We start from the raw sequence: 6559 nt of genomic DNA on the forward strand, positions 1-6559 counted from the left end.
CCGATGGCGCCGCCCGCGGTTCGATGAACTGCGGGCTCGGCGTAGTGGCGGCAACGTTGCGTTTCAAACCCGGTCTGATCCACCATCAGCAGAAAATGGAGATGGGAATGAACTGGATGCGCCCCCTGTCACTTGGCCTGTTGCTGTGCCTGTCATCCGGCGCCAACGCGGCCTCCGCCATCGTCTACGACGACGATGGCCGCTACGGCTACGCCATGAACCACAGCACGCTGTCGGCTGCGATGCAGCGCGCACTGCAGCACTGCGCCGTTCGGTCCCGCAACTGTGCGCAGACTGCCACGACCACCGCGGTGGGATATTCGGCGATCGCTACCGGCACCGTCGCCATGGGCTTTGCACTTGGGGAAAAGACGGCGGACGCCGCACAACGCAAAGCGGAAAGAATGTGCAGGCAACGTGCCAATGACTGCACACTGGCAATTCTCTGGCGCGAAACGCCAAGCGGCATTGCGCCGCCCGCTCATCCGGGTCATGCGGTGCCGGAGCCCAGGCTCTATTCCTCGCCCGAAGTCGGGCAGGACGCGGCTGGCACCACCCACTAGGCCTGCACAACGCCCGTGCGGCGTGGCCGTGTGTTACCGCGTTGAACAAAGAAAAACGCCTGCAGATCGAGGATCTGCAGGCGCTTCTTTGTATCTGGCGGAGTGAGAGGGATTCGAACCCTCGATAGAGCTTTTGACCCTATACTCCCTTAGCAGGGGAGCCCCTTCGGCCACTCGGGCATCACTCCGGGGTTTTCTCCGCGTCTGGTGCGTTGCACCTCAGCGGGGCGTGAATCATAACGTTAATCGAGTGCGAAGGTAAAGCGTTATTCGGCAGAATTTTCGCTACCGGTGCCACCGGCTTCATCACCACGCTGGATGCGCTGATAGATCTCTTCGCGATGCACAGCGACGTCCTTCGGCGCGGTGATGCCGATACGCACCTGGTTACCCTTGACGCCAAGCACGGTGACGCTCACCGAGTCACCGATCATCAGGGTTTCGCCGACGCGGCGAGTCAGGATCAACATTTTTGTAAGTCTCCATGGAACCGTGTGGAAGGGTATCCCCCACCGGCTTGACGCTCCGTCAAGAAGCGCTACCACGACAAAGGGAAAAGATTCGCAATGGTACCGTCAGCCGTCCCGCTCCTACAAGGAGGGGACGGCCAGGTTCATCACAGGCGGGGGCTGACCCATTCGACGACCGCAGCCAGCGCGGTGGCAAGGGCGGGCCCGTCCTCGCCACCACCCTGGGCGAGGTCCGGGCGTCCGCCGCCCTTGCCCCCGATCTGACTGGCGATATGGGACAACAGTTCCCCGGCCTTGACCTTGCCCATTGCGCTGCCGTTCACACCCGCAACCAGGGCAGCCTTGCCGTCCTGGGCGCCGGCCAGCACGATCACCGCGTCGCCCAGCTGCTGCTTGAGGCGGTCCATGGCGTCACGCAGGGCCTTGGCGTCGAAGCCCTCCAGGCGGGCGGCCAGCACCTTCACGCCGGCAACCTCGACGGCCTGGCCGGACAAGTCGGCCGTGGCGCCGGCGGCGACCTTGGCCTTCACGGCCTCCAGTTCGCGCTCCAGCTGCTTCTGGCGCTGGCCGAGGGCACGGATCTTCTCGACCACGTCGGCGGCGCTGCCGCCGAGCAGTTCAGCGGCCTCGGCCAGGCGGGCCTCCTCGGCGTCCACGTAGTCCAGGGCACCCTGGCCGGTGACCGCCTCGATGCGGCGCACGCCCGCGGAGACGCCGCCCTCGGAGGTGATCTTGAACAGGCCGATGTCGCCGGTACGGTTGACGTGGGTACCACCGCACAGCTCGGTGGAGTAGTCACCCATCTTCAGCACGCGCACGTGCTCGCCGTACCTCTCGCCGAACAGGGCCATCGCGCCGAAGTCCAGCGCTTCCTGCATGCCCATGGTGTGGACTTCGGCCGCGTTGTTTGCGCGTACCTGCTGGTTGACCTTGCGCTCGATCACGGCAAGCTCTTCCGCGCTGATCGGCTGGAAGTGCGAGAAGTCGAAACGCAGGCGGTCCGGCGCGACCAGCGAGCCCTTCTGCTGCACGTGGGTGCCCAGCACTTCGCGCAGGGCGGCGTGCAGCAGATGGGTGGCCGAATGGTTGAGGATGGTGGCGCCGCGGCGCTCGCCATCGACCTGGCCGGACAGCACATCGCCCACTTTCAGGCCGCCGTCGGACAGGGTGCCGACGTGGCCATGGAACTGGCCAGCGAACTTCTGGGTGTCTTCCACCACCAGGCGCACTCCGTTGCCGGTGAGCACGCCGGTGTCGCCGACCTGACCACCGGATTCGGCGTAGAACGGGGTCTGGTCGGTGATCACGATGACTGCGTCACCGGCATCGGCCGACTGCACCGGACGACCGTCCTTGAGCAGGGCCAGCACGCTCAGGCCGTCGGCCTGCAGGCGGTCATAGCCCAGGAACAGGGTCGGGCTGAGCGTTGCCACCAGCTCGGCCGGCAGGGTCACGCCGCCGCCGAACTTGCCGGCTGCGCGTGCGGTCTCGCGCTGCTGCTCCATTGCGGCGTCGAAGCCGGCGATGTCGACGGTCAGGTCGCGCTCGCGGGCGATGTCCTGGGTCAGGTCGAGCGGGAAACCGTAGGTGTCGTAAAGGCGGAAGGCGTCAACGCCCGGGATCACGCCGTTGCTGGCCTTGCCGGCCACGTCCTCGAAGATCTTCATGCCGGCATCGAGGGTTTCGGCGAAACGCTCTTCTTCGGCCTGCAGCGCACGGGTGACGGTGTCCACCGCCGCCGGCAGTTCCGGATAGGCCTCGCCCATCTGCTCGACCAGGGTCGGCACCAGCTTGCTGAAGAACGGCTGCCGCACGCCCAGCATCCAGCCGTGGCGCAGGGCGCGGCGGATGATACGGCGCAGCACGTAGCCACGGCCTTCGTTGGACGGCAGCACGCCATCGACGATCAGGAACGAACAGGCGCGGATGTGATCGGCGATCACGCGCAGCGACTTGTTTTCCAGGTCGGCGGTGCCGGTCAGCTCGGCGGCCTTGCGGATCAGCGCCTGGAACAGGTCGATCTCGTAGTTGGTGTGAACGTGCTGCAGGATCGCCGCCAGTCGCTCCAGGCCCATGCCGGTATCCACGCACGGCGCCGGCAGCGGCACCAGGGTACCGTCGGGCTGGCGGTCGAACTGCATGAACACCAGGTTCCAGATTTCGATGAAGCGGTCGCCGTCTTCATCCGGCGAACCCGGGGGGCCACCGGCGATGTGGTCGCCGTGGTCATAGAAGATCTCGGTGCACGGGCCGCACGGACCGGTGTCGGCCATCTGCCAGAAGTTGTCCGAGGCGAACGGTGCGCCCTTGTTGTCGCCGATGCGCACGATGCGCTCTTCCGGCACACCGACCATGTCACGCCACAGTTCGTAGGCTTCGTCGTCGGTCTGGTACACGGTAACCAGCAGGCGCTCGGCCGGCAGCTTCCAGACCTGGGTCAGCAGCTCCCAGGCCCAGGCGATCGCGTCCTTCTTGAAGTAATCGCCGAACGACCAGTTGCCCAGCATCTCGAAGAAGGTGTGGTGGCGTGCGGTGTAGCCAACCTGGTCGAGATCGTTGTGCTTGCCGCCCGCGCGCAGGCAGCGCTGGACATCGGCCGCGCGCACGTAGCTGCGCTTTTCCGCGCCGAGGAACACGTCCTTGAACTGCACCATGCCGGAGTTGGTGAACAGCAGGGTCGGATCGTTGCCCGGCACCAGCGGCGCCGACGGCACGATGGTGTGGCCTTTGCCCTTGAAGAATTCAAGGAAATCGCTGCGGATCTGGGAAGTCGTGAATTTGGCGGATGCGTTCATTGGGGGCTGGCAGTCTGCGGGCCGGCGGACCCGGACCACCGGCCGCGTTGGCCAGGGTCGCGAGGGACCGCCGAAAACCTAAAGGGTATCAGGCCCGGCGCCGCCAGTCTCAGTCATCCGGGTCGTAGCGGGTCGCGCGGCGGATGCTGTCGCCGTCGAAGCCCCGTCGGGCCAGCAGATCGGCGGCCTTGCGCCGCTGCGCCAGGTCCTGCGGGCCGGCCTCGCCAAAGCGCCTGCGGACCAGATCGCGAGCATTTTCCTCCCAGTCGCCTTCGTAGCTGTCCATTGCTACGGCAATCGCGGCACTGTCCAGGCCGTGGGTGCCAAGCTCGGCGCGGACATGGATCGGCCCATAGCCGGTGTTGGCGCGCATCCGCACCAGGTTCTCAGCGAAGCGGGTGTCGTCCTGCCAGCCGGCCTCGGTCAGCTTGGCGACAGCGGCCTGCGCGGCTTCGTCTTCAATGCCACGGGCGGTCAGCTTGCGGGTGAGTTCCTTGCGCGAGTGTTCGCGGCGGACCAGAAGGCCCAGCGCCCGCTGCACGGGAGTCTGCTCACGCGGTCGGCGCTTGCGGCCGGTCGGAATGTCTTCGGCGTCGGACATGGGTACTCCAAGGGTGGCGCCATCCGTGGCACCCAGCCCATCCATGGGCGATTCGAACCTGCGGGACAGGGCGACGTCACTGACGGCGCCGCCCTGCCCCACAGCAAGCCTTACTCGTCGTCGCCTTCGTCGTCACCATCTTCGCGGGCCGCTTCGGCCGGCTGGAACTTCTCGCGCAGTTCTGCCTCGAGCTTTGCAGCGACGGTCGGGTTGTCGCGCAGGTAGCCGCGGGCGTTGTCCTTGCCCTGGCCGATGCGTTCTTCACCGTAGCTGTACCAGGCGCCGGCCTTTTCGACCAGCTTGGCATCCACGCCCATGTCGATCAGTTCGCCCTCGCGGCTGATGCCTTCGCCGTACAGGATCTCAGTGATGACCTGCTTGAACGGAGGCGCCAGCTTGTTCTTGACCACCTTGATCTTGGTCTGGTTGCCGATGATCTCGTCACCCTTCTTGATCGCGCCGATACGGCGGATGTCCAGGCGGACCGAGGCATAGAACTTCAGCGCGTTGCCGCCCGTGGTGGTTTCCGGGCTCTGGCCCGGCATCATCACGCCGATCTTCATGCGCAGCTGGTTGATGAAGATCACCAGGGTGTTGGAGCGCTTGATGTTGCCGGTCAACTTGCGCAGCGCCTGGCTCATCAGGCGGGCCTGCAGACCCGGCAGCTGGTCACCCATCTCGCCTTCGATTTCGGCCTTCGGGGTCAGTGCGGCGACCGAGTCGACCACCAGGATGTCGACCGAGCCCGAACGGACCAGCATGTCGGCGATTTCCAGCGCCTGCTCACCGGTATCCGGCTGCGACAGCAGCAGGTCGTCCACGTTCACGCCCAGCTTGGCGGCATAGATCGGGTCCAGCGCGTGCTCGGCATCGATGAAGGCGGCGGTGCCACCCATCTTCTGGCATTCGGCGATGGCCTGCAGGGTCAGCGTGGTCTTGCCCGAGGATTCCGGCCCGTAGATCTCAACGACACGGCCCTTCGGCAGACCGCCAATGCCCAGTGCGATGTCGAGCATCAGCGAACCGGTCGGGATGGCTTCGACGGGCTCGACCACGCGGTCGCCCATGCGCATCACCGAGCCCTTGCCGAACTGCTTCTCGATCTGGCCCAGAGCAGCAGCCAAGGCGCGCTTCTTGTTCTCGTCCATCGTATTGGTCCTTGCAGAGGTCATGTCGTTGGGGGTGCTGTCTTTGGGGGTCTTCTTTGCCATGGGTTCACTTTAAGTCGGACGTATCGCACAGGCTGAGATTCTGCCCGGCGCTCTGAAAAGAATTATCGGACATCCGTACCAACCTCAGTGGAACCAGAGAATCGCCACAAAAGACCGCGGGGTAATGCGCTATGGAACGGGTCAACGGTTGGGCCGCAGCAGGCCGCAATAGAGGCCCTCGATCGCGAAATCCTGGTCCGGCAGCACCTCGATCGGCTTGTAATCGGGATTGCGCGGCAGCAGGCGGATGCGGTCCTTGGCGATCTTCAGCAGCTTGACCGTGATCTCGTCATCGATGCGCGCCACCACGATCTGCCCGGAATGGGCGTCGCGGGTGCGGTGCACACCGATCAGGTCACCGTCGAAGATGCCCTCGTCGATCATCGAATCGCCCTGCACCTTCAGCAGGTAGTCCGGCGCCGGCGAGAAGAACACCCGGTCCAGCACCACGAAATCGTCCGAGCCGATGTCGGCGCCGATCGGCAGGCCGGCCGCAACCCGGCCCAGCACCGGCAGGCGCAGCACACTGTCGGGCAGGCCCGGCTCGGCCAGCTTCTCGACCGGCGGCGCCTGCACCAGGCGGATGCCGCGGGCCTGGCCCGGGATGCGACGGATCGCACCGGCCTGCTCCAGGGCTTCCAGGTGGTACTGGGCCGCGCGCACGCCCTTGAAGCCGAACGCACGTGCGATTTCAGTCTGCGAGGGCGGTGCGCCTTCGCTCTCGATACGCTCGGCGATCAACTGCAGGATCGCCTGCTGGGTGTCGGTCAGGTCCATGGTTAGTAGTATTACTACTAACGCACACAACTGCAAGTGCCGGGTACGATAAACAGGTGATGGGGATCTGTAGTGCCGAGCCATGCTCGGCAGTTGGGCCAATGGCCGGGCGGCAAAGGCAAAAGCAAGAGCAGCCGACCAG

The 6559-nt window shown here is 65.4% G+C and carries 6 protein-coding genes and 1 tRNA gene; 1 reads left to right on the forward strand and 6 read right to left on the reverse strand.

Annotated elements, in window-relative coordinates:
• Positions 1-107 precede the first annotated feature (107 nt).
• The gene (locus tag N5C25_RS14645; RefSeq protein WP_032953406.1) at positions 108-563 is read left to right on the forward strand and encodes a DUF4189 domain-containing protein; all 456 of its coding nucleotides are present in this window, start codon (positions 108-110) and stop codon (positions 561-563) included.
• A 95-nt stretch (positions 564-658) separates the two neighbouring features.
• On the opposite strand, the gene N5C25_RS14650 is transcribed toward N5C25_RS14645, so the two are convergent.
• The 6 genes from N5C25_RS14650 to lexA all read right to left on the reverse strand — a co-directional run bounded on the left by N5C25_RS14650 (position 659) and on the right by lexA (position 6417).
• Positions 659-751, reverse strand: a tRNA-Ser gene (locus N5C25_RS14650).
• 78 nt (positions 752-829) lie between these two features.
• On the reverse strand, positions 830-1033 hold the full coding sequence (gene csrA / locus N5C25_RS14655; RefSeq protein WP_004152909.1) for a carbon storage regulator CsrA: 204 nt from the start codon (positions 1031-1033) through the stop codon (positions 830-832).
• Between the two features lie 146 nt (positions 1034-1179).
• Entirely contained in the window at positions 1180-3828 is a 2649-nt protein-coding gene (gene alaS, locus N5C25_RS14660) for an alanine--tRNA ligase (protein ID WP_279937190.1), read from the reverse strand.
• A 109-nt stretch (positions 3829-3937) separates the two neighbouring features.
• On the reverse strand, positions 3938-4429 hold the full coding sequence (gene recX, locus N5C25_RS14665) for a recombination regulator RecX (RefSeq protein ID WP_262212462.1): 492 nt from the start codon (positions 4427-4429) through the stop codon (positions 3938-3940).
• A 110-nt stretch (positions 4430-4539) separates the two neighbouring features.
• Complete coding sequence (gene recA / locus N5C25_RS14670) at positions 4540-5577, reverse strand: recombinase RecA (RefSeq protein WP_026346904.1); 1038 nt, start codon at positions 5575-5577, stop codon at positions 4540-4542.
• Between the two features lie 204 nt (positions 5578-5781).
• Positions 5782-6417, reverse strand: coding sequence for a transcriptional repressor LexA (lexA, locus tag N5C25_RS14675; protein ID WP_005412936.1), 636 nt, complete (start codon positions 6415-6417; stop codon positions 5782-5784).
• Positions 6418-6559: the final 142 nt, after the last annotated feature.

Origin of the sequence: Stenotrophomonas sp. GD03958 (assembly GCF_029839005.1) — a bacterium.
GTDB classification, from domain to species: Bacteria; Pseudomonadota; Gammaproteobacteria; order Xanthomonadales; family Xanthomonadaceae; genus Stenotrophomonas; species Stenotrophomonas hibiscicola.